We start from the raw sequence: 2,921 nt of genomic DNA, 5'->3' as shown, positions 1-2,921 counted from the left end.
GTTTAATGTTATTGATTACTCAGTTCAACAGCATGATTACTGTAATAATAAGGCAAAGGATGAATCTCTTACCGGCAATATTACCTGTGATAATACCAGCTTAATCACAGTTATACTGCGAAACAGCACTACTTTTACCGGAGTTATCAACACGGAAAAAATACATCAAGCTCCGTATCTCTGATGTTGAATCAACAAGTACGTTGAATGTGACAGGAACTTTTTATCTGAAAGATCTGACAGATGAAGATCCCACACTGGCTAATATCAAAGACAATGGAAATACTGTCTACTAGGACTCAAATTCCAGCACAAATAGCTGGCTTGGAGGCAAGACATATACCCTGACTGATGGGGGCAGCTAACCCATCACGAATTCACAGTAACGCCTGAGCCAGAGAAACTATTCAGGTAGCCATTTAAGCTATACAATTTTTTGAAAAAAGAAGAATCGGATAAAATAAGAACTATTTTTAGGATATAGTTAGCTTCACTTTATTGAATATCCAGAGAATTTTCCCATAAGATCCGGTTATAATAATAGCATAGTACTTCATTTGAGCTCATCAAAAAATGAATTTATTCACAATTAATAAGAGTTTCAGAACTATTTTTTATGATAAAAAACTCGGTTAATTATTTGGAATATGGGACTCAGAGATGCAATTTTGATTTTTGGATCAGCTCTTTGATTAAATTTTATCAATTTGAATTGAATATAAGAAATAAGGAATAAAAAGAATTAAAAAGATAAATTAAAGGATTTTAATCGTTTAAATGCTGAATAACTTATTAACATACTGCTTTTTTATTGGAAAAGCAATAAGAATATATTTAAGCCAAGAAATAAGCCCTATTAGTCTTTAAAAATAAGTCATTAAATTTATAGATCATTTTTGGGATACTATAAGGAGAGGGAAAGAAAAAAGCAAGATGGGGGTATCAAGAAAAAATGTCGGGGGAGAATGAAACATACGTGTCTGGGGTGTATGAAAAAAACGTATCTGGAGGACATGAAAAAAATATATCGAAATCAAAAAATGTCTGGGCCGAGTTTTTTGCAGATAAGAGAAGGGGTGGACACAGATCTTCAGCCGAAGAATTTCTTGCTATGGAGGCAAGGGAAAAACTATTCCATCTGGATGGCGGCGAAACACTTCTTGACTTTGGGTGTGGCGCCGGAGAACTTCTGGTTTACTACGCGCCAGAATATGAAAAAACGATTGGAGTTGACTTTTCCCCATCTATGCTTGAGGAATCAAGCAAAAGAATAAGGGAAAGAAATTGTGAAAATATAACTTTAATCCTGGCTGACGACAAAACTGTCTGGGACAAGCTGGACTCTTCCTTCGATCGAATAACTGCAGCTGGAGTATTTCAGTACTTGACGTATCAAGAAATTGAGGAATTTATCTTTAACGCATCAAATTATCTTAATAAAGGGGGAAAAATAGTATTATTTGACATGCTGGACCCTCGCTTGTATCCATTGTGGAAAATAGGGATGTTTTCACAAGACAAAAGTTGCCGGAAATTTTTATACAAAGCAGTTTGTGGGGCTAAAAATATAATATCAGCAAGCTTGAAAAATCATCCAATAGATATTCTCGGGTATTCCCATAATCCCAATAAAATTAAAAAAATTGCAAATAAAAATGGTTTTGAAATGATTTGCGTGCAATCAATGTATTATGAATACAAATATCACGCAATAATATTTCGGACTTAAACGGTTGTCCTGATGGACATTGAATCGAAGGTTGTAGAGTCCAGAAAAATCCCTTGAGGCATCTATCGAATTGCAATGGCTAAGGCACTTTCCATATGGATAAAAGCTTTAAAAAAAGAATGTTATGAACATTTAAGGATCACCAACAATAAAAACTTTAAAGAAAAATTATGAACGCTTGACAATCAGAAACAATAAAAGCCCCAGAATAACCATTATTGAAGTAAAGCCAGGCATTTGATTAATTTTCTCATTACCAGCAATCTCTTCTTTATTATCTGACAAATTGTTATCATTATTTTCATTCGCATCAGATCCATCAGCTGGTGCTAAATCATCTGTTATCTGTACAAAAATAAAAACGACTGGTACATTACTTATGCCTTTCTGTTCAAAGTGTTCATCTATTACTTGATATATTTTATCAATTACTGATTCATTTACCTTTTCTGGAGTGGATGGCTCGAAACCTACTATTAAATATCCATGAATGTCGGCTCCAAAACTATTAACAGGACCACCGAATGCAGTTAAATACGGGTTAATTCCTGCAGGGCGAGAACGTGACCGACTACAATTGGTAAGTAAATCTATCCATTCCCTTTTTTCTTCCTCCTGGTGAATTTCAGGCATTGTTCCTCGAGTAGCTATGAACCCAGACTCATTTTTAACTTGTTTAAAAATCTGAGGGCCATAGTCAGGTAACGGGAGATCCCCCTCATCCTGTGCCCACATAAAGACCACCGGGATCTCACTTATACCTTCTTGCTGTTCGCAGTAATTATCAATTTTCTGATAGATCTCGTCAATTTTTGAGTCATCTACTTCTTCTTTATAGGCGGAGCCTAATTCAATTATTATTACATTACTGGCAGCAACACTTGTTATAGAACTGTCAAATTCGGAATATGATGGCCCAATTCGTGTAAGATTTAGCCAGCAATCTGCAATTGAATTTTCCCACTCCTGATCAATTGTTTCTGGTAAGGTCCCTCTGTATGCTATGAACGAGGAATCATTTGCAAATTCCTTTATAGAAGAATTAGAGATTTCATTATATTCGGAATTATTAAATTTGCTATCATCTGCACTTGCAGAACCAGATGATAAAAAACAAATAAAAAATATAAGTATCAGCCATTTGCCAATCTCCCTTCTTTTGAGCATTTTAATCAGACCTTATCAGTTACTT

At 34.9% G+C, this 2,921-nt stretch carries 3 protein-coding genes; 2 read left to right on the top strand and 1 reads right to left on the bottom strand.

All coding sequences use genetic code 11. The features are described 5' to 3' along the window. Together RG963_RS16300 and RG963_RS16295 are read left to right on the top strand one after the other, a co-directional pair. A partial coding sequence (locus RG963_RS16300) for a hypothetical protein (RefSeq protein WP_310577332.1) occupies window positions 1-184 on the top strand: 184 nt, incomplete at its 5' end. A gap of 840 nt (window positions 185-1,024) precedes the next feature. Further along, window positions 1,025-1,729: a class I SAM-dependent methyltransferase gene (locus RG963_RS16295; protein ID WP_310577333.1), complete on the top strand. Its 705-nt coding sequence runs from the start codon at window positions 1,025-1,027 to the stop codon at window positions 1,727-1,729. A gap of 168 nt (window positions 1,730-1,897) precedes the next feature. Here the strand turns inward: RG963_RS16295 and RG963_RS16290 are convergent, their stop codons facing one another. Further along, window positions 1,898-2,896: a hypothetical protein gene (locus RG963_RS16290; protein ID WP_310577331.1), complete on the bottom strand. Its 999-nt coding sequence runs from the start codon at window positions 2,894-2,896 to the stop codon at window positions 1,898-1,900. Window positions 2,897-2,921: the final 25 nt, after the last annotated feature.

It is taken from the genome of Methanosarcina baikalica, assembly GCF_031461075.1.
Taxonomy (GTDB): Archaea; Halobacteriota; Methanosarcinia; order Methanosarcinales; family Methanosarcinaceae; genus Methanosarcina; species Methanosarcina baikalica.
Note: the sequence above shows the minus strand (reverse complement) of the source record. Positions and strands in the feature narration are given on the sequence as shown.

Excerpts from the sequence above, each read along its gene's own strand:
- RG963_RS16290 (WP_310577331.1), bottom strand. The coding sequence starts at position 2,896 with ATGCTCAAAAGAAGGGAGATTGGCAAATGGCTGATACTTATATTTTTT.